Origin of the sequence: Pseudomonas sp. MYb118 (assembly GCF_040947875.1) — a bacterium.
GTDB lineage: Bacteria > Pseudomonadota > Gammaproteobacteria > Pseudomonadales > Pseudomonadaceae > Aquipseudomonas.
Map to the genome: position 1 here is coordinate 612,227 of NZ_JBFRXN010000001.1, position 23,963 is coordinate 636,189.

The window sequence follows — 23,963 nt, forward strand, 5'->3', positions numbered from 1 at the left end:
CCCGATGAACGCGCATGAACAGTCTCAGACAGTTGAACACCGAGACCGTGCTGCATTTCGGTCCCTACGCCTTTCATCTGCGGCAACGGTTGATCCTCGAGGATGACCGACCGCTGCGCATGGGCGGCCGCGCCCTGGACATTCTCCAGGTGTTGGTCGAGCACGCAGGCGATATCGTCAGCAAGGACGAATTGATTGCCCGGGTGTGGCCGACGTCGGTGGTCGAGGACATCAACCTGCGCGTGCACATTGCCGCTTTGCGTCGTGCCCTGGGGGATGGGCAGAACGGGCAACGCTACATCGACAATGTGCCGCAACGCGGTTATCGCTTCATTGCCCCGGTGCGATATGCACCCGTCGGCACCGAGGTCCCGCTCGACTGCGCGCTGAGGATTCAGCACAACCTGCCGGCACGGCTGACACCGGTCACCGGGCGCGACTCGCTGGTGGCCAGCCTGGTGCGCCAATTGCCGGTTTCTCGACTCATGAGCCTGGTCGGCCCCGGCGGCATGGGCAAGACCACCGTGGCGCTGCGCGTGGCCGAACTGCTGTTGCAGCATTATCGCGACGGCGTCTGGCTGGTCGATCTGACGGCAGTCGATGACCCGGCGCAAGTGGAAGATCACCTGAGCCGTGTCCTCGAACTGGAAGTCGGCACCACGCTGGCATCCCTGGCCGACTGGCATGCACTGCTGGTGCTGGACAATTGCGAACACCTGCACGAGCGTTGCCGAACGCTGGTGGAAACCCTGCTGCAATCGTCGCCGCGCCTGTCGGTGCTGGTCACCAGTCGCGAGCCGTTGCAGGTGCAGGGTGAAAACGTCCAGGCCTTGCCGCCACTGACGGTCCCGCCGAGGTCGGCGCTGCACAGCGTGAACGAGGCCATGGGTTATTCGGCGGTGCAACTGTTCGTCAGTCGTGCCCGCGCCCGTCAACAAGGGTTCGCTCTGCGCGAGCAGGACCTGGCGACCGTGGGCGAAATCTGCCGCCGCCTCGACGGCCTGCCGCTGGCCATCGAGCTGGCGGCGGGGCAAGTCGATGCGCTGGCGCTGGTCGGGGTGCAGGCCCAGCTCGATAACTGTTTGCAGCTGCTGTCCCAGGGGCGCCGTACCGCCGTACCGCGCCATCAGACCCTCGAAGCCGCGCTGGACTGGAGCTACGACCAGCTCAGCCCGCAGGAGCAAGTGGTGTTGCAGCGTCTGGCGGTGTTCAAGAAAGCCTTTACTCTGGACGCGGCGATTGGCGTGCTCGGTTGCCCGGCGCTGGTGCCGGCACGGCTGATGGAAAGCTTGCAAAGCCTGGTGCGCAAGTCGCTGCTCTCGGTGGAGCAGGGCGGCGGCCCGGCCCGCTACCGTTTCCTCAACACCACTCGCAGCTATGCCCTGGAAAAGCTCGAAAGCAGCGGCGAACTGCGCGCTGTCGAGATGCGCTATGCGCGCTACATCAGCCAGACTTCCCTGGATTCAAAGGGGCCGGTGGGGCTGCAACTGGTCGAGTAGTCGCCGCACTTTCACCAGGTCCGGCGTGGCATGACCCTCGGTGAAACGGTAGAAGATCGGCGCCAACAGCGTGTGGGCCTGCTGCTGACGACCCTGGCGCTGCCACAGTTGCGCCAGCGAGGTGGCGCTGCGCAGCTCCCAGGCCAGCGCACCCTGTTGTTTCGCCACGTTCAGCGCCCGGATCAACAGGTCCTCGGCGGCCTGGTTATTCAACAGGTAATCTTCGGCCAGCAGGGCTTCGGCCCTGGCCCGGAGAATTTCCGCCGTGTTCCAGCCGGCGATGCCGGTGTCGGCGCGTTGTATCAGATCATCGTCGATGAACGTGCTGTCCAGAGTGATCAGCAGGTCCTTGATCAAGCCCACGCTGGGTTTGAATGGCAGGCGCGCTTCGTCGCGGTCGATCACTTGGGCGTAATGCCTGGCCCAGGTGTAGAACAGCGGCACCGAGTGTTTCTGCGCCTGCTCCAGCAACAGCCGCAGCAGTTCGCGCGCGCTGCGAGTGTCGCCGTTGTAGTGGGCGATCAGGCAACCGGCCAGGGCCAGGGTGTAGCAGATCGACGTGCCGTGATTGATCTGTAGCGCGATGTCCAGCGCCTGCCGGGCGGTGCGCCAGGCCTGCTCGGGTTGACCTTGCAGCCAGAGAATACGCGCCAGGATGGTCAGCGACGCGACGCTCTGGTCGTACTGCACGCCAAAACCGTGGGTGAAACGATTGAGGTGGCCGCTCTGGGCCATGCGTTGCAGTACCTGCTCGGCATCCACCCGCGCTTGTGCCTGATCCCCGGCAAAGTGCAGCGCCAGCACCCGCAGGCGCTGGGTGCTGAGCGACAGCACGGCGTCGCCATGCAGGCCCAGGCGGTCGAATTGCTGGCTCTGCTCCAGGGCCAATTGATAATGGGCGCAACACAGATTGACCGCCATGTGCCCGGACACCGCCCGCAGTTGGCCGGCGATGTCGTTGCATTGCCGCGCCAGGACCCGCGCGTTGACGAACGCTTCGATGGTTTCCGGCGTGGGGCCCTGGGTGTGGTAGCAGGAGCTGCCGAGCGCCAGTTGCAGGGCGATTTCCACCTTGGGGCTGGGCTCGGCGGCCGCCTGCAACAGGGCCAGCGCCTTGCGCACGTACTGGCCGTGTTCCTTGAGCAGTGACAGTTCCTGCCACAGCGGCGTAGACGTGGCGGTCAGGCGGATCGCCAGGCCTTGAGGGCCCTGGGTGGTCAAGCCCCAGTCGAGCGCCGAGCGGATGTCTTCCAGGCTGCGGGCATAACGCTCGATCCACATCGCCGTCGGTATCCGCTCCCAGTCGTCGCGGGCCTGTTCCATCAAGGCCAGGCAGCGTTCGGCGTGGCGTTCGCGGGTACCCGGCAGATCGGAAGCCAGGCCGAGTTTTTCCAGGGCATAACTGCGGGTGGTGTCGAGTAAACGGTAGAACACGTCCTCGTCGCCGACCTCGACGTTCAGCAAGGACTTGGCCACCAGTTGCGTGATCGAACCGAACACCTCGCGCGGTTCAATGTGTTCGCCGCCGATCACGGCGGCGGCCGATTCCAGGGTGAAACTGCCGCGGAACATGCCCAGGCGACGCAGGCAGGTCTGCTCGCAGGCGCTGAGCAGTTCGAAGCTCCAGTCCAGCGTGGCCCGCAGGGTCTGGTGCCGGCCCAGCACCGCCGGGCAACCCTGGGTCAGCAGGCGGAAGCTGCCTTGCAGTTGCTTGAGCAAACCGCTCAAACCCAGGGGACCGACCTGCGCCGCCGCCAGTTCGATCGCCAGCGGGATGCCGTCCAGGCGCTGGCAGATCTCGATCGCCAGCGGCAATTCAGCGTCGCTCAGTTCAAAACTGTCGTGACTGGTCATCGCCCGTTCGGCAAACAGTTGCAGCGCCGAAAACGTCATGGCCTGGGCGCGATCGAGCACCGCGATGGGGGGCGGGCAGTCCAGCGATTCCAGGCGTTGCACGAATTCGCCTTCAGCGCGCAGGCCTTCACGGCTGGTGGCCAGGATGTGGATCTGCGGTGCGGCGCGCAGCAGGTTTTCACACAGCAGGGCCACGGTGTCGATCAGGTGTTCGCAATTGTCGATCACCAGCAGCATTTGCCGCTCACGCAGGAAGGCGCCGAGTTCGCTGAACGTTTCACCCTCGTGCAACGACAGTTCGAGCAGGTTGGCCAGGTGTGTGGTAATCATCGCCGGTTTGTTGATCGGCGCCAGGTCCAGCAGCAGGATGCCGTCGCTGTAGCGCCCGATCAGTTGCTCGGCGACCCGCAGGGCCACGGTGGTCTTGCCGATTCCGCCGGGCCCCACCAGGGTGATGAAGCGCTGGCGCGGCAACTGGGTCACCAGGTTGTCGACCAGGGTCTGCCGGCCGATCATGCGGGTGCGCCGCAACGGCAGGTTATGACCGCCAGGTGTTGGTGCGGGCGGGGTGGCCGGTTGTTCGCCATGCTCCAGCGAATACGGCGCCACGAAGCTGTAACCACGCTGCGCCACGGTGACGATGTAGCGTTGCCCGGCCTGACCATCGCCCAGCGCCTTGCGCAAGGCGGCCATGTGCACTCGCAGGTTGATGTCTTCGACGACACTGTTGGGCCAGACGCCAGCGATCAGCGTCTGTTTGCTCACCACGTTGCCGGCGTGTTCCAGCAGGATCAGCAGGATGTCCATGGCGCGTCGGCCCAGGCGCACCGGTTGATCGGCTTCCATGACCAGACGTTGTCCGGGATAGATCCGGTAGGGACCGAAATGGATCGCCTGGGCGTGGGGTGGGGTCAATGGAGGTGCTCCTGCTTGCAGCCGTCTGGTACGTATAACCCGAGCATTTTTATCAGGTTTTTGTTGCAAAGCAATGTGCGGGCCAATGCCCGTGCGGTGCCGATGCGCCGCCGGGCTTTTCCGACCGCGCGAATAGACCGGCTGCGCCGCGTGCATGGGTGATGCCAAGGCATTTGGGGCGCCAGGAAAAATTAACAACATTTAACTCGTGCTGGGTCCGGTCTACGCCCAAAACTCTGCATCTTCAACGCCCATCGGTCGGGCGCAACCCGACTGACGGCGTGACCTGGTTGCAAAAGGAATGGTTCGTCATGAGGACGCCGCAATGAGCAGCGTGGTAGTGGTCTATCACAGTGGCTACGGGCACACCCGCGTCATTGCCGAGGCCGTGGCCCAGGGGGTTGAACGCCACCCGGGCAGCACCTGCCTGTTGATTTCGGTGGAAGACGTCGACCAGCAGTGGGAGCGTTTGCACAACGCCGACGCGATCATTTTTGGTGCGCCGACCTACATGGGCAGCGCCTCGGCGCGCTTCAAGGCCTTCATGGAAGCCACCTCGGCGTTCTACCTGACCCAGCCGTGGCGCGACAAGCTCGCGGCGGGCTTCACCAATTCCGGCAGCCTGTGCGGCGACAAGCTCAACACCTTGTTGCAGATGGCGGTGTTCGCCGCTCAGCATTCGATGATCTGGGTCGGGCTCGACGTATTGCCGGCCCGCTCCGGCGGCGGGGCGTTCGACGGGCAGATGAATCGCCTGGGCAGCTCGCTGGGTGCCATGGCGCAATCGAACGTCGAACAACCGCCAGAATTGGCCCCGCCTGCCGAAGACCGCTGCACCGCCGCACACCTGGGTGAGCGAGTGGCGCGGCTGGCCGAGCGCATGGGGCATCCGCCCGTCTGATCAGGTTTTTCCGGGTGCTTTACGGCTGACCCTGCGCCGGTGGCGCAGGGTCAGCGTGCGTGAAACTGGGGGGCGTGGTGGGGCAGGGCGCGCACGGTGCGGCAGCGCCAGGCGAACGGGTTGATGCCTTCGCTGCGGGTGAAGATGTGGCAGAAATGGGCCTGGTCGCAGAAGCCGCATTCAAGGCTGATTTGCGTCAGGCTGCGGTCGGTGTCCTGGATCAATTGCTTGGCCCTTGCGATGCGCTGCTGACGGATCCAGTCCTGCGGCGAAAGGCCGGTGCTGCACTTGAACGCGCGGGAGAAATGACTGCGCGAGAGGGCGCAGGCGCGGGCCAGGTCACTGACCTCGATGGCCTCGCCCAGGCGTTCCAGGATCAACTGCTTGGCCAGGGCTTCACGCCAGGGCGTCAGGCCACCCGTGGTTTTTTTCGGCGCTTGCGTAACGGCCAAACAGGCGGTGTTCTGCTGAGAATGGGCCATAACAAATGTCCGTGTCGGTGAACTTCATTCTTGGTCGGGGGCCTCTGCCAGGCGAGTTAAACGTTGTTAATTGTGTCGATGTGCATACGAGATCGCGTAAAGTCCGACGCATTAAAAAAAAGGAAAGCCTTGCCCATGAACCGTAACGATCTGCGCCGCGTCGACATGAACCTGCTGGTGATTTTCGAGGCCCTGATGTTCGAGAAGAACCTGACCCGGGTCGCCGAAAAACTGTTCATGGGGCAGCCGGCGGTGAGTGCGGCCCTCGGTCGTTTGCGCGACCTGTTCGACGATCCGCTGCTGTTGCGCAACGGTCGCGGTATGGAGCCGACGGCGCGGGCGCTGGCGATTCTCAAGGAGTTGCAGCCGGCGATGGACGTGATCTCCGGCGCGGTCAGCCGGGCCAAGGAATTCGACCCGGCGACCAGCAACGATGTGTTTCGCATCGGCCTGTCGGACGACGCCGAGTTCGGTCTGTTTCCACCGTTGCTGCGCCAGTTGCAGGAGGAGGCGCCGGGGATCATCGTCGTCGTGCGGCGTGCCAACTACCTGTTGATGCCGACCTTGCTGGCCTCGGGCGAAATCTCCGTGGGGGTGAGCTACACCACCGACCTGCCGGCCAATGCCAAGTGCAAGAAGCTGCGTGACATTCCCTGCAAGGTGCTGCGTGGCGACAAGCGGCCGGGGCCGTTGACCCTGGACGAGTACTGCGAGCGACCGCATGCGATGGTGTCGTTTTCCGGCGACCTCTCCGGCAACATCGACCTGGACTTGGCGAAGATCGGCCGCACCCGCCGGGTGGTGCTCGGTGTGCCGCAGTTCAGCGGCTTGCGCGCGTTGCTGGCCGGCACCGAAATGATCGCCACCGTGCCGGACTACGCCGCCTGTGCCCTGGTCGAAGGCTGTGCACTGCGCGCCGAAGACCCACCGTTCCCGATTGCCGCCGCGCAACTGTCGATGGCCTGGAGCGGCGTACACGACAACGACCCGGCCGAACGCTGGCTGCGCTCGCGCATCAGCGAATTCATGTCGCGGCCGTTGCCGATCGATTGATGTCTTCAACATCTTCCCTGTAGGAGCGAGCTTGCTCGCGATAGCGGTGGGTCAGACGCGGATACGTTGACTGACATTGCGCAATCGCGAGCAAGCTCGCTCCTACAGGGGGGGGCGCGCGCGGGCACCCTCCGCAAAACTAAGCACGTACATCCAATTTTCCCTCCCCCCATCCCCGCATTATTCCTTCACGTTGTGGCGCATCGGCGCCCGTGGTTTTCAGTCGTGCAGGTAGCCCATGAACGTTTCGCGAGCGGATGAACAGGCCCAGGCTTTCGGGCTGTTTTTTTTGCGTGTCAGCGCCAGCCTGTTCCTGCTGTGGGTGCACGGTCTGCCCAAGCTGCTTAACTACACCGCGCAGTTGCAGATGATCGAAGACCCGTTCCACCTGGGCGCCCACATCACCCTGATGCTGGCGATCTTTGCCGAGGTGCTGTGCCCGCTGTTGATCATCGCCGGAGTACTGGTGCGCCTGGCGTGCCTGCCGATCCTGTGTGTCCTCTTGATTGCGCTGCTGGTGGTGCACCCGCAGTGGAGCATCGAAGAAGGGCAGTTCGGCTGGCTGTTGCTGCTGCTGTTTGGCAGCGTTCTTATCGCCGGGCCTGGACGGCTCGCGCTCAATGTCCGTTTCACCGGAGCTTTACGTTATGCCTGAATCCAACCGTTTCGACGAAGTCGTGACCCTGGTCATCAAACACCGGATCAAACCCGGGTTCGAGGTGCCCTACGAAGCCTGGTTACGCAACATCGTCAGCATCGCCGGGCAGCAGGAAGGCCACCTGGGCGTGGACGTGATTCGCGGCAAGAACGCCGGCCTCGACCTGTTTACCTGCGTACTGCGTTTCAGCAGCACCGAAGCGATGCAGCGCTGGCTCGACTCACCGCAACGCATGCAGTTGGTCAACGAAGCCGCGCCGATGCTCGCCGATGGCGACCAGACCGAGGTCAACCCGGTCAATGAGTTCTGGTTCGCACCGACCGCCGACAACGCGCCGCCACCGCCACCACGCTGGAAGCAGGCGTTCGTCACGCTGGTGGTGATCCTGCCGCACACCCTGCTGGTGCCGATGCTGTGGGGCCCGCTCCTCAAGCTCAATGCCTGGCTGTCCAACTACGTGGTCGCCACGTTCCTGATCACGCTGACCATCGTGTTGTCGGTGTGCTACCTGTTCATGCCCCTGGCGACACGCCTGTTCGCCCCCTGGTTGTCCTCTTCCACTCCCTCCAAGGAAACGCGATGAACGCCGATCTGATTCTGTTCAATGGTCAATTTCATACGGTTGACCGGGAAAACCCACGCGCCAGCGCCGTCGCCATCAGCGATGGTCGCTTCGTCGCGGTGGGCACCGACGCCGAGGCCATGGCCCTGCGCGGTTCAGCCACCCAGGTCATCGACCTCAAGGGTCGCTGCGTGATCCCGGGCCTCAACGACTCGCACCTGCACCTGATCCGTGGCGGCCTGAACTACAACCTCGAACTGCGCTGGGAAGGCGTGCCGTCGCTGGCCGATGCGCTGCGCATGCTCAAGGAGCAGGCCGACCGCACGCCGACGCCACAATGGGTGCGGGTGGTCGGTGGCTGGAACGAATTCCAGTTCGCCGAAAAGCGCATGCCGACCCTGGCCGAACTCAACCAGGCGGCGCCGGACACCCCAGTGTTCGTCCTGCACCTGTACGACCGCGCCTTGCTCAACCGCGCCGCGCTGCGCGTGGCCGGCTACACCAAGGACACGCCGAACCCGCCGGGTGGCGAGATCGTGCGTGACTCCAACGGCGAGCCGACCGGCATGCTGGTGGCGCGTCCCAACGCCATGATTCTGTACTCGACCCTGGCCAAGGGGCCGAAGCTGCCGCTGGAATATCAGGTCAACTCGACGCGTCAGTTCATGCGTGAACTCAACCGTCTGGGCCTGACCAGCGCCATTGATGCCGGCGGTGGTTTCCAGAACTACCCGGACGATTATCAGGTGATCGAGCAGTTGGCCAAGGACCAGCAGCTGACCGTGCGCATCGCCTACAACCTGTTCACCCAGAAGCCCAAGGAAGAGCTGACCGACTTCAAGAACTGGACCAGCAGCGTGACCCTGCACCAGGGCGACGACTTCCTGCGCCACAACGGCGCCGGCGAAATGCTGGTGTTCTCGGCGGCGGATTTCGAGGACTTCCTCGAGCCACGTCCGGACCTGCCACAAACCATGGAAGACGAGCTGGAGCCGGTGGTGCGCCACCTGGTCGAGCAGCGCTGGCCGTTCCGCCTGCACGCCACCTACAACGAATCCATCAGCCGCATGCTCGATGTGTTCGAGAAGGTCAACCGTGACATCCCGTTCAATGGCCTGCCGTGGTTCTTCGACCACGCCGAAACCATCACCCCGCAGAACATCGAGCGGGTGAGGGCGCTGGGCGGTGGCATCGCGATCCAGGACCGCATGGCGTTCCAGGGCGAATACTTCGTCGAGCGCTACGGCGCCAAGGCGGCCGAAGCCACCCCGCCGATCAAGCGCATGCTGGCCGAAGGCGTGCCGGTGGGTGCCGGCACCGATGCCACTCGCGTGTCCAGCTACAACCCGTGGACTTCGCTGTACTGGATGGTCAGCGGCCGCACCGTCGGCGGCCTGGAACTGCACGCCGAAGGGCTGCCACGCAGCACTGCGCTGGAACTGTTCACCCACGGCAGCGCCTGGTTCTCTTCCGAGCAGGGCAAGAAAGGCATGATCAAGGTCGGCCAACTGGCTGACGTCGCCGCCCTGAGCGCGGACTTCTTCAGCGTCGAGGAAGAAGCGATCAAGTGGATCGAGTCGGTGCTGACCGTGGTCGGCGGCAAGGTGGTGTACGCCGCTGGCGACTTCGAAAAACTCGGGCCGGCCAGTGTGCCGGTGCTGCCGGACTGGTCGCCGGTGGCGAAAGTCCCGGGCCACTGGCGTCCGACTTCGCCGATGCAGGCCCAGGTTCACCATTGCAGCGGGCCGTGCGGCGTGCATGCGCACAGCCATGATCGCGCGCGGATGTCGAACGTGCCGGTCAGCGATTTCGCCGGCTTCTGGGGCGCCTTCGGCTGCTCGTGCTTCGCGTTCTGATTAAAAATGGCGCTGGCCTTGCGTGCCGGCGCTCCTGTAACACCCATCCATCGAGGAGCTTCACATGAGCAACGTTCCGTACAAACGCCTGAACAAAGACGATGCGGTTGTCCTGCTGGTCGACCACCAGACCGGCCTGATCTCGCTGGTGCAGGATTTCTCGCCGAACGAGTTCAAGAACAACGTCCTGGCCCTGGCCGACTGCGCCAAGTTCTTCAACCTGCCAACCATCCTGACCACCAGCTTCGAATCCGGCCCGAACGGCCCGCTGGTGCCAGAGCTGAAAGAAATGTTCCCGGATGCGCCGTACATCGCTCGTCCAGGCCAGATCAATGCCTGGGACAACGAAGACTTCGTCAAGGCGATCAAGGCGACCGGTCGCAAGCAACTGATCATCGCTGGCGTTGTGACTGACGTCTGCGTGGCGTTCCCGACCCTTTGCGCCCTGGAAGAAGGCTTCGACGTTTTCGTCGTGACCGACGCTTCCGGTACTTTCAACGACGTCGTCCAGCAAGCTGCATGGGCCCGTATGACCGCCGCCGGTGCACAACTGGTGAACTGGTTCGCCGTAGCCTGCGAACTGCAGCGCGACTGGCGCAACGACATGGAAGGCCTGGCCAACCTGTTGTCCCAGCGCATCCCGAACTACCGCAACCTGATGAACAGCTACTCGGCCTTCACTGCGAAATAACCACGCCGCCTCCCCCTGTGGGAGCGGGCTTGCCCGCGATGGCGATGTGTCAGTCAACATTTACTTGTCTGACCCACCGCCATCGCGGGCGAGCCCGCTCCTACAGTTGTTTGTCTCCATCTTGCGGATCACACACTCATTTCTTCTGCATCCAGCTCAGAAACCCGCCCTTCTTGATCGGCGCAGGCTTGGCCATCAACGCCAATCGGCTGTTCTGCGTGCGCACCGCCTGCAACTTGTTCAATGCCCGGCCCACTTCCACGCGCTGCTCCATGCAGCCGCGCACCAGCGCCTTGTCGATGCGGTAGATGATGCACGAGGTCAGCGTGGTGAATGTCGCCTGGGAAGGGGTGTCGCCGAGGATGCTCTGTTCGCCCATCACTTCACTGGGGCCCATGCGCCCGGCTTCGGTGTGCCCGTTGCCGTCCGGTACGGTGGCGCTGACCACGCCGGTGGCGATGACCATCAGGCTGTCCGGTACTTCGTCCAGCTCCAGCACGACCTGGCCGGCCGCGTATTGCTGGGCCACCATGGACTGGGCCATCTGGTCGCGTTCGTCCTCGCTCAGGGAACGGAAAATCTTCACCTCGTCGAGCAGCGAGCGGGCGCGGGTGGCCGGTTCGATCACGCCGTCGAGCCGACGCGAAATGCCTGCTGCTTCGAGGTGCCGATGCGCCAGGTCGAACAGTTGATTGCGCACTTCGCTTTTCTTGCCCAGTTCGGCGATGAAGCCGCTGACCACGTACTCGGACATGGTTTCGCCCGCTTCCTTGAGCACCGCCTTGGGCGCCGGGCTGGCCAGCAGACGGCTGCTGCCGCGCAATGTGCGCTCCAGGGCGTCCAGCACCCGGCGCGGACGAATGTTGTTGGGAATGTGGATGCTGATCGACACCCCGAACATGTTGTTCGGCCGGCTCAGGTTGACGATCTTCGCCTTGGCCGCCACCGAGTTGGGCACCACGGCGGTGGTGCCGGCGCCGGTCAGCAGGTGCGTGGCGCGCCAGTCGATATCGACCACCTTGCCTTCCACGCCGTCGATCACAATCCAGTCATCCACCTGATACGGCTTGGTGGTGTTGAGCACGATGCCGGAAAACACGTCGCTCAAGGTGCTCTGCAACGCCAGACCGACCACGATCGCCACCACCCCGGAGGTCGCCAGCAACCCCTTGACCGGCAACTCCAGCACGTAACCGGCAGCGGCAACGCTGGCGGCGAGAAACACCAGCGCGCCGATCACGTCCTGCAGCAGGCGGCCGCTATGGCCGATGCGCCGCATCAGCACCAGGCCGATCACCTCGGTCAGTGCCCGCGCAGCGTACAGCCACCAGAGAATCCCCAGGGCCGTGGCCCCCAGTTGCGCCACGCGATCATCGACGAACGACGGCGCCTGCAACGGACTGACCCCGGCGTTGATGCCGATGGCGTTGAACAACACGAACATCACCAGGCGCACACCCACCTTTGTGACGCGATGCTTGAACGGCGCGAGGTGCCAGAGCACGGTGTCGATGAGCAGGAGCAGGGCGCTGAGAGTCAGCAGGTGATTGGAGAGGAAGGACATGGGGACGACTCCGCAAGGCAAGGGTAGGAACACAGCCCCTGTAGGAGCGAGCTTGCTCGCGATCGCGGTGTGTCAGGCTGCATTTGCATATCTGACATGTCGCCATCGCGAGCAAGCTCGCTCCTACAGGTTTTTACAGCGTGACTCAGTTCAGATGAGTCTTGAGCTCCAACGCCGCCTGGCGCACCGCCGCTTTCACTTCCGGAATCTGGCTCAGCGGATTGAGCAGGCCGAAGTCGTGGATCATGCCGTTGTAGCGCACGGCGGTAACCGGTACACCGGCCGCGTCCAGGTGACGGGCATAGGCTTCACCTTCGTCACGCAACACGTCGAACTCGGCGGTCTGCACCAGGGCGGCGGGCAGGCCCTTGAGCTGTTCGGCGCTGGCCTGCAACGGCGAGGCGTGGATCTGCGCACGTTCGGCCTTGTCGGTGGTGTAGTTGTCCCAGAACCATTTCATCATGCCCTTGGTCAGGAAGTGGCCTTCGGCAAATTGCTGGTAGGAACCGGTTTCGAACTGTGCGTCGGTCACCGGCCACATCAGCAGCTGGAAGCGCAGCGCCGGGGCTTTCTGTTCCTTGGCCATCAACGCGACCACCGCTGCCATGTTGCCACCGACGCTGTTGCCGGCCACCGCGAGGCGCTTGCCGTCGACGCCGATTTCCTTGCCATGCTCGGCCACCCAACGGGTCGCGGCGTAGGCCTGGTTGATCGCGGTCGGGTACTGCGCTTCCGGCGAAGGCGTGTAGTTGACGTACACCGCGACGGCTCCGGAGCCCACCACCAGGTCGTGGATCAGGCGTTGGTGAGTCGGGTAGTCACCCAGCACCCAGCCGCCGCCGTGGAAGAACATGAACACGGGCAGGTCACCCTTGACGTTGGCCGGCCGGACGATTTTCAGGTCGATGACCTGGCCGTCGACCTTGATCGCACGGTCGCTGACTTCAACACCCGACAGGTCCACTTTCACCGAGTTCTGTGCACCGGTCAGCACCGCACGGGCGTCTTTCGGGCTCAGTTGTTCGAGCGGCTTGCCACCCCCGGCGGCGAGGGCTTCGAGGAAGGCCTGGGTGTTGTGTTCGACACCTGGGCTGCCCGCGGCGAAAGCGTTGCCGACAGCGAGGGCGAGGAGGGAAGCGGTCAGGGTTTTCTTGACGATGTTCATGGTGCAATTCCTTTTTGATTAATTAGAAGTTCGTTACCTAAGGGTCAGGGCTGCTGGCTCTGCGGTTCAGGCCTCAGCAACACCGTGGACACAGATTAATAAGGTGCCGGAAAAGGAAAAAGCGGCTATAAAGCGTTTAACTGTCAACCAGAGAGTGACAATGAACCCGTTCGAAGACATGCGTATTTTTTGCCAGGTCATGGACTCCGGCAGCTTTACCGCCGCGGCCGATCAGTTGGGCCTGTCCAAGCAGTTCGTCAGCCGACGCCTGATGCAGCTCGAAGAGCGCCTGGGCGTGCGCCTGCTCAACCGCTCGACACGGCGCCTGGACGTGACGCCCCTGGGCCAGAGCTATTACGAATCGGCCATGCGCCTGCTGGGCGAAGTGGAGCAGGTGGAGCAGGGCATTGCCGGGCAGACCACCGAGCCACGCGGCAGCATTCGCCTGAGTGCGCCGCTGTCGTTTGCCCTGGCGCATCTGGGCTGCCTGCTGCCGTTGTTTTTGCAGCGCTATCGCGACGTCACCGTGGAAGTGGATTTGAGCGACCGGCCCGTGGACCTGCTGGGCGAGGGCTATGACCTGGCGCTGCGCATTGGCGTGCTTGAGGATTCGACGCTGATCGCCCGGCGCATTGCCGTGATCCAGCGGGTGTACTGCGCCAGCCCTGCGTACCTGGCCGAGCGGGGGACGCCGCTCAAGCCTGAAGACCTGCACAACCATGACTGCCTGCCCTATGGCCATGGGCGCCAGGTGCAATGGCGCTTTGCCGGGCCGGGCAAGCCGTTGACGGTCAACGTCGCCGGGCGCATGCGCGTCAACAACGGTGAAGTGCTCAGGGATGCGGCGGTGGCCGGGATGGGCATTACCTACCTGCCGACGTTCATTGTCGGTGGGGCGCTGAAGGAAGAGCGGCTGGTGCCGGTGCTGGAGGATTACCAGCCCGAGCCGTTGGTGCTGTCGGCGGTGTACCCGCAGCATCGCCAGAGTTCGCGACCGGTGCAGGCGCTGATCGAGTTTTTGCGCGAGCGGCTGGATGGGGTGGAAGGCGGTCTATAGGCCTCCACCTGTACAACTTGTGTCTCTAACATTGTGGGAGCGAGCCTGCTCGCGATGGCGGTCTGTCAGTCAGTATTTCTGTTAGCTGACAGGGCCCCATCGCGAGCAGGCTCGCTCCCACAGGTTGTGTTTCCACTGAAGGATCAGCTTCGGTCAGGACCGTTTGTCATCACCCGGTTCGCCGCCGACATGCACGCCGTGGTCGTCGCCGATTTCACCGGCACGGTGCACGCCATGGTTGTCGCCCAGTTCGCCAGAGCGGTGTACGCCGTGGTCATCGCCGATTTCACCGGAACGATGCACACCGTGGTCATCGCCGATTTCGCCGGAACGATGCACGCCATGGTCATCGCCTGGTTCGCTGTGGGTGCCGCTGCGACCCGAAGAGGCCGTGTTGCCGGAGCGTCCCGAGTCATGGCCGCTGCCGCTGTTGCCGCTATGGTCGCCGCCGTGGCTACTGCCGCTGCCGCCGTGACCACTGCCGCCGTGATCACCGCCGTGGCCGCCGCCATTGCCGCCGCCACCGCCGTTTCCGCCACCGCCGCCGTTTCCACCGCCACCACCGCCACCGCCGTTTCCACCGCCGCCACCACCAGAACCACCGCCTCCTCCATGACCCCCACCACCACCGCCACCACTTCCCCCATCCTTGGCCATTGCGCTGGATACGCCGGACAGGCTGTCCGGAATCAGTACGGTAGACGCCGACAGGACTGCGCCAATGGCGACCGCCAGTAAAAGTCTGTTGATGTGCATGTCGTTCTCCGTCTTCTTTTTCGGGTTGGAACGTTGATAAACGCTGCAATGCGCTGCTTGTCAGTCGATGAACACCTCACTGCGGGAATTTATTCGCGGGGTCAGTGAATGCTTGAGGCCAGTTCGAAGATCGGCATGTACATCAGGATCACGATCACGCCGATCAACAGGCCGATGAAGGTCATCAGCAACGGCTCGAACAAACGCACGAACCATTCGATCCAGCGGCTGATTTCCTCGTCGTAGAAATCGGCGCTGCGCTCCATCATCTGCCCGAGGTTGCCGGACTGTTCGCCGGCCCGCAGCAGGCGCAGGGACACCGGCGTCACCAGCTGGTTGAGCTCCAGCGCGGCCGACAGCGACTGGCCTTCACGCACCCGTTCGCAGGCTTCGTCCAGGCGTGTGCGCGAGGCGACAGTGAGCAGGTTGCGGACCATGCCCATGGCGGTGACCAGGGGAATACCGCCCTGCAACAGAATGCCCAGCGAGCGATAAAAACGCGCCAGTTCGTACATGACGATGCGCTGGTGCACCGCCGGAAGTTTTTCGACCAGACGGTCCACGCCCCGACGAAAGGTTGGTTGTCGTTGCAGGAACGCGAGGGCGACGACGATCGCCGCCAGGCCACCGAAGAACTCCGCCTGATGGGCATGGAGGAACATGCCGCTGCTCATCAGGATCTGCGACAGCCACGGCAGGTCCGAGCCCAGCCCTTCGAACACCAGGCTGAACCGTGGCACCACGTAGCCCATCAGGAACAGCACCACGCCACCGCCGACCACCAGCAACAGCAGCGGATAGATCGACGCACTGACGATCTTCTGCCGGACCTCGTCCATGCGCTGGCGATAGCTGACATAACGTCCCAGGGCATCGCCCACGGCGCCGGTCTTTTCGCTGGACTGCACCAGCGCCACGTACAGCGGCGGAAACACCGCCGACAACTGGCCCAGGGCCTGGGAGAACGACTTGCCCTCGTAGAGCAGGCGCACCAGTTCACTCAGGGTCTTGCGCGCCTGGGGCGCGGTTTCCTTTTCCGCGAGGCTTTCCAGCGCGTCGATCAACGGCAGGCCGGCATTGAGCAGGGTGGTCAGTTCCTGGCTGAACAGCACCAGGTTGAAGGTCTCGCGCTTTTGCAGGCGCAGCGCGCGCCAGTGCCGCTCGGCGTGCAGGCTGACCACGCGCAGGCCCTGGTCTTCGACCATGCGCCGCGCTTCGCTGTCACCCTGGGCCTCGATGCTCATCGACACCACGCCGGCCTTGCCCACCGCCTTCAGATGAAAACGCATGCGCACCTCCGGTCATTGCCAACTGGTGATTTCGGCGTTTTCGCCGTCGCCGCCGGGTTGGCCGTCCTTGCCCATGGACAGCAGGTCGTATTCGGCATTTTCGCCGGGGTAGCGGTAGGTGTAGCTGCGACCCCAGGGGTCCAGCGGCAGTTTTTTCTGCAGGTACGGGCCGGTCCAGCGCGTTTCGTCACTGGGCGCGGTGACCAGTGCCTGCAAGCCCTGTTCGGTCGACGGATAGTGGCCGACCTCCAGGCGGTACAAGTCCAGGGCCTTGCCCAGGCCTTCGATTTGCGCCTTGGCCACTTTCACTTCGGAACGGCCGAGCTGGGCAAAATATTTCGGTGCGACGATCCCGGCCAACAGCCCGAGTACCACCAGCACCACCAACAATTCGAGCAGGGTGAACCCACGCTGGGTTCGCACTGGACGCCCGCGAAGGGCGCAAGACAGTTGCTGTTTCATGATGACCTCACAGAGTCGGCAGAAGGGTCGCCAAAGCCGCTCATGCAATTGCCATGCTCACCCCCAGGCAACCTCGCGCAACCCTTGAATCATGGGCCTCCCCGCAGTCGGCACAGTGCTTGCGTATGGCTGATTTACCACCGGCCATTGGGGCATTACCCCCATTTTTCGGGGCCGGCCAGGGGAGAACAATAATGAAAACACTCACCGCGGGATTGCTCGGTTGTGTGCTGCTGGCGGGCGCTGCCCAGGCCGATGTCTTCGTTTCCGTGGACGCCAATGGCGGCTACGTGCTGTCCAACGTCCACCGCCCCGGGCGCACCTATGAACGGGTGATCCGTGAGCCGCAATCGTCGCTGGTCAGCCTCGATCAACAGCCGCAGATGATCGCCCGGCAGCCCTTTGCCGAGCTGGTGTCGGCGGCCGCCACGGCCAATCAATTGCCGGCGGCGCTGGTGCATGCGGTGATCCAGGCCGAGTCCGCCTACGACCCCAGCGCGCGGTCGGCCAAAGGGGCGGTGGGCTTGATGCAGCTCATGCCCGACACCGCCCGGGAAATGGGGGTGACCGATGCCTACGATCCCAAGGCCAACATCCAGGGCGGTACCAAATACCTCAAGCGCCTGCTGACCCTGTTCGACAACGACATCGCCCTCGCCGTGGCCGCCTACAACGCCGGGCCGCAAGCGGTGCTCAGCCGCGGCGGGGTGATCCCGCCCTTTGCCGAAACCCAGCGTTATGTCCCCAGCGTGCTGCGCCAGTACCGCCGTTTGCAGGGCCTGGCAGCGGACGCGCCGTTGTAATTCGCGGTTGCCCCAGATGTGGGGCAATTGCCCCTGATCTCCCTGACTGTTGATAGCCCCTGTGGGAGCGAGCCTGCTCGCGATGGCGGTGTGTCAGTCGAAATGGACGTTGGCCGATCCCTCATCGCGAGCAGGCTCGCTCCCACAGTGGAAACGCTGACATTGGGCAATCTGCCATCAACCCGAAATGTGGGGGAAATGGGTGGGGAATTTCCCCCCACTTATCAAATCGTTTACGCAACCATCTGAAAAACAACAAAAATATTTATGGCATGCAGATTGCTGAAGGGCTTTTGTCGAGAACCATTCCCTGTGAACACCCACAGCGAGGCCCCTGATCATGACCGGCATACACCACGCTCATCACCTGGTTAACCTCCTGCTGTTTCTTGCGCCGCTGCTCGGCGTCGAACTCGCCGAGGCGGCTGCGCGCTGCGAACGCAATCTGGTGGCCAACGTCGTGGCACTGGATCAGCCGCTGATGTTCAACCGCCTTGGCGCGCAGAACGTCAACGGCATGATCTACGCCCTGCGGCGTGATGTGGTCGACGATAACGAAGTGTCGCTGGCCCAGGGCGGCGCGGCGGTGCCGGGCAAAGTGTCGCTGCGGCCGGACAAGCGCCCGCGCCCTCTGGTGCTGCGCGTCGCCGCCGGTGACTGCCTGACCGTCAACCTGCAAAACCTCCTGGCCTACCAGGCCAACCCCGGCTCCCATGAAGAGGGTGAGGAGGAGGGTGAGGAAGAAGAAGGCATCGAAGTCGGCAACCTCGACCAGTTCAAGGTCGACGAGCAGGTCGCCGACCGTCATGTCGGTTTCCAGGTCAACGGTCTGCAGGCCGTTAATAGCATTGATGACATCTCGTCGTTCACCGGGCGTAACGCCAACACCCTGATCCCGCCGGGTGCCACCCGGTCCTACACCCTGTACGCCGAGCGTGAAGGGGTGTTCGCCGTCAGCAGCCGTGGCGCGACCTTCGGTGGCGAAGGCGCGGCCGGCAACGTGGCCAACGGGCTGTTCGGCCAGGTGGCCGTGGTGCCCAAGGGCGGTCGCACTTACCGCAACACCCTTACCGAAGAAGAAATGCGCCTGGCCAGCACCGGGCGTACCCCGGCCGGTCAACCGATCGTCGACTACCAGGCACGCTACCCGCAACGCGAGCCGTGGATCCGCGAGGGCAAGGCCGGTTCACCGATCATCAACATGGTCGACGGCAACGAAATCATCTCCAGCGAAAGCGACGCCATCGTCATGGGCAGCAACGCCGACGGCAGTTTCCCGGCCGCCACCTACGCGCTGGAAGCGGTGGGCAAACGCAACCCGGCGCTGCCCAATCGCCTGGAACCGTTCCGCGATTTCGCCTCGCAGTTCCAGGATGAAACCGCGGCGACCCAGGCGTTCCCCGCGTACTGGGCCGACCCGGTGATGGCCCACGTGCTGGAGCCGACCCGCGATTCGTTCATGATCAACTATGGCTCCGGTGGCATGGGCGCCGAAGTGGTCGCCAACCGCCTGGGCGTGGGGCCGATGCACGACTGCCTGTCCTGCGCCTATGAGGAGTTCTTCCTCAGTTCCCACACCGTCGGCGACGTGGCGATGCTGGTGGACGTGCCGGCCAACGCCGGTCTGGAAGGCATCACTCCCGGCCAGACGCCGCGCGCCGACCAGATCGGGGTCAAGGCGAGCATGGCGCTGTATCCGTCGGAGCCTTCCAACGTCAACCACAGCTACATCGGTGACTTCGTCAAATTCCGCAACACCCACAACGGCCACGAGCAGCACATCTTCCACCTGCACGGGCACCAGTGGCTGTTCAACCCCAATGACGACAACTCCGACTACGTCGACGCCCAGGGCATCGGCCCAGGCGCCGGCTACACCTATGAAATCGCCAACGGTGGCTCGGGCAACCGCAACCGGGTCGCGGGCGATGCGATCTACCACTGCCACTTCTACCCGCACTTCGCCCAGGGCATGTGGGCCATGTGGCGGGTGCACGATGTGTTCGAAGAAGGCACCAGACTGGAAGTCTCGCAGCAGGGCAACGACGGCTATCACAGCGAACCTTACGCCCTGCGCCAAGGTAAACCGGCTGCGGGTGCGCGGGCCTTGCCTGACGGTGAAATCATCGCCGGTACGCCGATCCCGGCCGTGGTGCCGCTGCCGGGCAAAGCCATGCCGCCGATGCCTGGCAAAGTCGCCGTCGTGCCGAAAATCGGCGAAGCCCTGGTGGCTGGCCATGACGACGATGACGAAGAACATGAGGACGACGATGACGGCGGCCAGCACCATGGCGGTGGCGCCCAAGCCATCGGTTCGCTGGCTCTGGTCGATCGCAGCGAAGCCAACCGCAACGCCGACGGCACCCTGAAAAACCCTGGTTATCCGTTCTGGATCGGCGGCATGGAAAGCTCGGTCGGCCAACGCCCACCGACCCCACCGCTGGACATGCTCGACGCGGCCACCGCCCAGAGCCTGAAGGCCACCGGCAAGGCCCTGTGGGCCAACCTCGACCCGAACCAGTCCGGTGGCTGGGACGGCGGCCTGGGCCGGCATTCCCTCGACGGCTTCTCCGCCGGTGGCGAAGCCCTGACCGTGACCACTTCGCTGGATTTCTCCAAGGAAGTGACACGTGCCAAGCCGTTGTACCTGCCGGAAGAGGGCACCGAAGTCGAACAGGCGGCTATGGCCTTCCATGCGAAAAAGGATCACCCAAGTTTCGCCCTGCTGCCGGGCAACCAGATCGTACCGCGCAACTTCCGCACCAACGGTGCCTTGCCGGTGGCCGGCGCGCCGTACTACGAACCCTGCATGGATGACCGGCAAAAACGCCTGACCAGCAGCGCCGGCACCGGCGAGTTCGCCAGCGGCGAGCGCATCGACGGCATGACCTTCACCGGCGCCTCGACCTTCACCGCCGACCGCCCACGGATCTACAAGGCGGCCAACATCCAGTTCGACGCGGTGTACAACAAGGTCGGCTATCACTTCCCGCAAGCGCGCATCCTGGCGCTGTGGGAAGACGCCTGGCCGGTGATCACCAAGCAGCGTCCGCCAGAGCCTCTGGTGATGCGCATGAACACCTTCGACTGCGTGCAGTACCAGCAAACCAACCTGGTGCCCGCCGTCTATGAAATGGACGACTACCAGGTGCGTACACCGACCGACGTGATCGGCCAGCACATCCACCTGCCGAAGTGGGACCTGACCGCCGCCGATGGTTCGGCCAACGGCTGGAACTACGAGGATGGCGTGCTTTCCCCTGGCGCCGTGCAGGAGCGCATCCACGCGATTCGCCAATACAACCAGTGCGAAGACACCGACCCGCGCGATGGCACTCCGGCCTGTCCGAAGGCGAAAAACCATCCGTTCTTCGGCCAATACGGCCGGGCAGACTGGGTGGGCGCACGCACGGCCATGCAGCGCTGGTTCGTCGATCCGGTGATCAACACCAAGGGTGTGGACCGTGGCCTGGGCACCATATTCACCCACGACCACCTCGGCCCATCGACTCACCAACAGATTGGCCTGTACGCCACCGTGCTGGCTGAACCGGCCGGTTCCACCTGGTTCCATGCCGAGACCGGCGAGCCGTTGTACAGCGGCGCGCGCCAGGACGGCGGGCCGACTTCCTGGCAAGCGGTGATCAACACGGGCGACCTGGACGGCGACGGCAAGAACGACAGCTTCCGTGAGTTCTTCCTCGAGTACAGCGACTTCCAGCACGCCTATGAAGCGGGTGTGTATGTAGGCGCAGGACCCAACGGCGTGCCGAACCCGCAAGCGTTCCCGGCGACCGCCGACAGCTTCCGCTACGCCATCAACCCGCCGGTGCGCAACAACGCCAGCACCTTGCTCGATGGCATCCTGGAAGTGCAGGGCGGCATCGTGCCGGGCTGCCCGACCCGGCCATGTCCGCAGGCGATCTCGGTGGATGACCCTGGCATGTTCGTCGTCAACTACCGCAACGAGCCGCTGGCCCTGCGCGTGTACGACCCGAACAAGGTCGGCCCGGACGGCAAGCGCGGCATGCAGGCCGACGGCCTCGGCGGCGACCTGGCGTATGCCATGCAAAGCCGTACCGACCGTGCGATCCCGGCGATGAACCTGGCGCCGAACCTGATCACCGCGGCCACCGGCCCAACCGGCGGCACCACGCTGTTCCCGCCACACATCAACAAGGGCGGCGCGGAAGCAGGGGATCCGTTCACCCCGATGCTGCGCACCTACACCGGTGACAACGTGCGGCTGCGGGTGCACGCCGGTGGCCATGAAGAGGAGCACAACGTCACGCTGCACGGGGTGAAATGGCTGCAGAGCGGTTCCGGTTTCGGCAACAGCTCCAACTCCGGCTGGCGCGCGTCGCAGATGATCGGCATCTCCGAGCAGATGGGCTTCATTGCGCCGGTGTCGATGCTCTCCAGCTCGGCGGCGACCACGGGTGACTACCTGTACTCGATGGACGCCTCGATCGAGGGCTACTGGAGTGGCATCTGGGGCGTGATGCGCAACTACACCGCGCAGCGCAACGACCTGTTCGCCATCCCCAACAACGCCAAGCCGACCGGCATGCGCAACACCGTGGCGTTCGACGGCGTCTGCCCACGGATTGGCGCCAACCCCAACGGCATCGGCACTCGGCCAACGCCGCAACGCAACTATGAAGTGGTCGCGGCGCTGGCCAACGACATCCTCACCAACCCGCTGGGCCTGACCATCGGCGACCCGGCTGGCCTGGGCATGCACGTGGGTGGGCCGTTGAACCCGGCGGGCGGCACCCTGGTGTTCAACTCGCGCACGGTGAGCATTCCACAGGTCACCGTGACCGACCCCGAAGACGGTGAAACCATCACCATCGGCGGGCAGAGCGGGCCGCTGCATGACCCGACCGCGATCCTGTATGTACGCAAGGCCGATCTCGACCCGACCACAGGCAAGCTCAAGGCCGGTGTGCCCGTCGAACCGCTGGTGCTGCGTGCAGCAGCCGGTGACTGCATCAACATCACCCTGGAAAACCGTCTGCCCAGCGTCATGCCGGACCTGACCCAGACCGCGGTGATGCAAGGCATGGTCAAGCGCGACCGCAACAGCGGCACCGGCTCGACCACCTTCAGCAACAACCTGATGCGGCCGTCGAGCCATGTGGGGCTGCACGCGCAATTGCTGGCCTACGACATCACCAAGTCCGATGGCGCCAACGTCGGTGCCAACCCGACCCAGACCGTGCCACCGCGGGTCGGCAACAGCGGCGCCTACCCGAACCGTACCTACCAGTACTACGCCGGGCACCTGGAGCGTGAAGGCAAACCGATCACCCAACTGGGTCGCAACGTCGACAACATCAATGCCACGGCGATCGAGTTCGGCGGCTTGAACTTCACCCCGGCGGACGTGATCAAGCAGGGCCAGAAAGGCCTGGCTGCGGCGATGAGTGTGGTACCGATGGGCGCGACCTGGGTCGAGGACACCCGCAAGGTCAACGCGACGGTCACCGCACCGGGGCAAACCAGCTACCGCGACTTTGCGATGGTCTGGCAGAAGGCGTTGAACATGCGCTGGGCCAACGGGCGGCCGGTGGAAGGGATTGCGGCGGAAGGGTTCGGCGTGCCGACCGATCCGCAGGACAACTCCAGCATGGCCATCAACTACCGGAGCGAGCCGTTGTGGTACCGCTTCGGCCTGGCGCCGGACGCACCGTTCGGGCATGCCGATGGCGCCGGTTACGGTGACATGACCAACGCGCACATGGCCTACAGCAACGCGCTGGTGGGTGGCGATCCGCAAACGCCGGTGCTGTACGCCAAACCGGGGCAACCGTTCAGGACTCACATCCTGATGCCGACCGGCGGCAGTCGCGGCACCACCTTCCAGCTCGACGGGCATGTCTGGTCGGCCAACCCGTTCCTGTCGGAGAAGAGCGATACCGGCGGCTACCCCATGGGCGCCCCGGGCGTGGGCTCGGTGAAGTTCGGCTACAACCCGATGTCGATGTACATCGGCGCCCACGAAAGCATCCTGCCGGCAGCGCACTTCAGCTTCATGTTGCCCAGCGCCGGGGGTGTCAATGCGATACCGGGGGACTACCTGTTCCGCGACTACGGCGCCTACGGAAACATCTCCGGGTTGTGGGGATTGCTGCGGGTGACCAATGAGCCGGAACCGGCGCCCGCGCCGTAGCAGGAACCTGTGGGAGCGAGCCTGCTCGCGATGCATTCACCACCATTTTGTGGTGAGGCTGATGTCGCCATCGCGAGCAAGCCCGCTCCCACAAAGGACGACGCAGTACCTGTAGGAGCGAGCTTGCTCGCGATAGCGGAGTGTTAGGCGCTGAGATGTTGAAGGTGCTGGCCTCGTCGCGAGCAAGCTCGCTCCTACAGGGGATCGGGTTGGCAGGTTTA

The 23,963-nt window shown here is 64.1% G+C and carries 17 protein-coding genes; 10 read left to right on the top strand and 7 right to left on the bottom strand.

The window, feature by feature from the left end:
- Positions 1-14 precede the first annotated feature (14 nt).
- Entirely contained in the window at positions 15-1,499 is a 1,485-nt protein-coding gene (locus tag ABVN20_RS02925) for a winged helix-turn-helix domain-containing protein (protein ID WP_368553945.1), read from the top strand.
- Here the strand turns inward: ABVN20_RS02925 and ABVN20_RS02930 are convergent.
- Positions 1,464-4,268 (bottom strand): winged helix-turn-helix domain-containing protein, encoded by a 2,805-nt coding sequence (locus tag ABVN20_RS02930; RefSeq protein WP_368553947.1) that lies wholly within the window; start codon positions 4,266-4,268, stop codon positions 1,464-1,466. The genes ABVN20_RS02925 and ABVN20_RS02930 overlap by 36 nt on opposite strands.
- 325 nt (positions 4,269-4,593) lie before the next feature.
- On the opposite strand from ABVN20_RS02930, the gene ABVN20_RS02935 reads away from it, so the two are divergent.
- Positions 4,594-5,169, top strand: a complete 576-nt coding sequence (locus ABVN20_RS02935; RefSeq protein WP_368553949.1) for a flavodoxin family protein — start codon at positions 4,594-4,596, stop codon at positions 5,167-5,169.
- Between the two features lie 50 nt (positions 5,170-5,219).
- On the opposite strand, the gene ABVN20_RS02940 is transcribed toward ABVN20_RS02935, so the two are convergent.
- Positions 5,220-5,651 (bottom strand): helix-turn-helix domain-containing protein, encoded by a 432-nt coding sequence (locus ABVN20_RS02940; RefSeq protein ID WP_368553951.1) that lies wholly within the window; start codon positions 5,649-5,651, stop codon positions 5,220-5,222.
- A gap of 135 nt (positions 5,652-5,786) precedes the next feature.
- Between ABVN20_RS02940 and ABVN20_RS02945 the strand changes: the two genes are divergently transcribed.
- The 5 genes from ABVN20_RS02945 (at position 5,787) to ycaC (ending at position 10,471) form a co-directional block, all read left to right on the top strand.
- Positions 5,787-6,704 (top strand): LysR substrate-binding domain-containing protein, encoded by a 918-nt coding sequence (locus ABVN20_RS02945; protein WP_368553952.1) that lies wholly within the window; start codon positions 5,787-5,789, stop codon positions 6,702-6,704.
- Positions 6,705-6,942: 238 nt separating this feature from the next.
- Positions 6,943-7,359, top strand: coding sequence for a DoxX family protein (locus tag ABVN20_RS02950; RefSeq protein ID WP_368553954.1), 417 nt, complete (start codon positions 6,943-6,945; stop codon positions 7,357-7,359).
- Positions 7,352-7,945, top strand: a complete 594-nt coding sequence (locus ABVN20_RS02955) for an antibiotic biosynthesis monooxygenase (RefSeq protein ID WP_368553956.1) — start codon at positions 7,352-7,354, stop codon at positions 7,943-7,945. The genes ABVN20_RS02950 and ABVN20_RS02955 overlap by 8 nt, the downstream gene beginning before the upstream one ends.
- Positions 7,942-9,780, top strand: a complete 1,839-nt coding sequence (locus ABVN20_RS02960; protein WP_368553958.1) for an amidohydrolase — start codon at positions 7,942-7,944, stop codon at positions 9,778-9,780. The genes ABVN20_RS02955 and ABVN20_RS02960 overlap by 4 nt, the downstream gene beginning before the upstream one ends.
- A gap of 64 nt (positions 9,781-9,844) precedes the next feature.
- Positions 9,845-10,471, top strand: a complete 627-nt coding sequence (gene ycaC / locus ABVN20_RS02965; RefSeq protein WP_368553959.1) for an isochorismate family cysteine hydrolase YcaC — start codon at positions 9,845-9,847, stop codon at positions 10,469-10,471.
- A gap of 136 nt (positions 10,472-10,607) precedes the next feature.
- Here ycaC and ABVN20_RS02970 read toward each other — a convergent pair whose 3' ends face one another.
- Together ABVN20_RS02970 and ABVN20_RS02975 are read right to left on the bottom strand one after the other, a co-directional pair.
- Positions 10,608-12,035, bottom strand: coding sequence for a mechanosensitive ion channel domain-containing protein (locus ABVN20_RS02970; RefSeq protein WP_368553961.1), 1,428 nt, complete (start codon positions 12,033-12,035; stop codon positions 10,608-10,610).
- Positions 12,036-12,180: 145 nt separating this feature from the next.
- On the bottom strand, positions 12,181-13,200 hold the full coding sequence (locus tag ABVN20_RS02975; RefSeq protein WP_368553963.1) for an alpha/beta hydrolase: 1,020 nt from the start codon (positions 13,198-13,200) through the stop codon (positions 12,181-12,183).
- A gap of 160 nt (positions 13,201-13,360) precedes the next feature.
- Between ABVN20_RS02975 and ABVN20_RS02980 the strand changes: the two genes are divergently transcribed.
- Entirely contained in the window at positions 13,361-14,257 is an 897-nt protein-coding gene (locus tag ABVN20_RS02980) for a LysR family transcriptional regulator (protein WP_368553965.1), read from the top strand.
- 153 nt (positions 14,258-14,410) lie between these two features.
- On the opposite strand, the gene ABVN20_RS02985 is transcribed toward ABVN20_RS02980, so the two are convergent.
- The 3 genes from ABVN20_RS02985 to gspG form a co-directional block, all read right to left on the bottom strand.
- On the bottom strand, positions 14,411-15,013 hold the full coding sequence (locus ABVN20_RS02985; protein WP_368553967.1) for a hypothetical protein: 603 nt from the start codon (positions 15,011-15,013) through the stop codon (positions 14,411-14,413).
- Positions 15,014-15,114: 101 nt separating this feature from the next.
- Positions 15,115-16,302, bottom strand: coding sequence for a type II secretion system F family protein (locus tag ABVN20_RS02990; RefSeq protein ID WP_368553969.1), 1,188 nt, complete (start codon positions 16,300-16,302; stop codon positions 15,115-15,117).
- A 12-nt stretch (positions 16,303-16,314) separates the two neighbouring features.
- Entirely contained in the window at positions 16,315-16,764 is a 450-nt protein-coding gene (gene gspG / locus ABVN20_RS02995; protein ID WP_368553971.1) for a type II secretion system major pseudopilin GspG, read from the bottom strand.
- A 194-nt stretch (positions 16,765-16,958) separates the two neighbouring features.
- On the opposite strand from gspG, the gene ABVN20_RS03000 reads away from it, so the two are divergent.
- Together ABVN20_RS03000 and mnxG are read left to right on the top strand one after the other, a co-directional pair.
- On the top strand, positions 16,959-17,567 hold the full coding sequence (locus ABVN20_RS03000) for a lytic transglycosylase domain-containing protein (protein WP_368553973.1): 609 nt from the start codon (positions 16,959-16,961) through the stop codon (positions 17,565-17,567).
- A 340-nt stretch (positions 17,568-17,907) separates the two neighbouring features.
- Positions 17,908-23,742: a manganese-oxidizing multicopper oxidase MnxG gene (gene mnxG / locus ABVN20_RS03005; RefSeq protein WP_368553974.1), complete on the top strand. Its 5,835-nt coding sequence runs from the start codon at positions 17,908-17,910 to the stop codon at positions 23,740-23,742.
- The last annotated feature ends 221 nt before the right edge of the window (positions 23,743-23,963 follow it).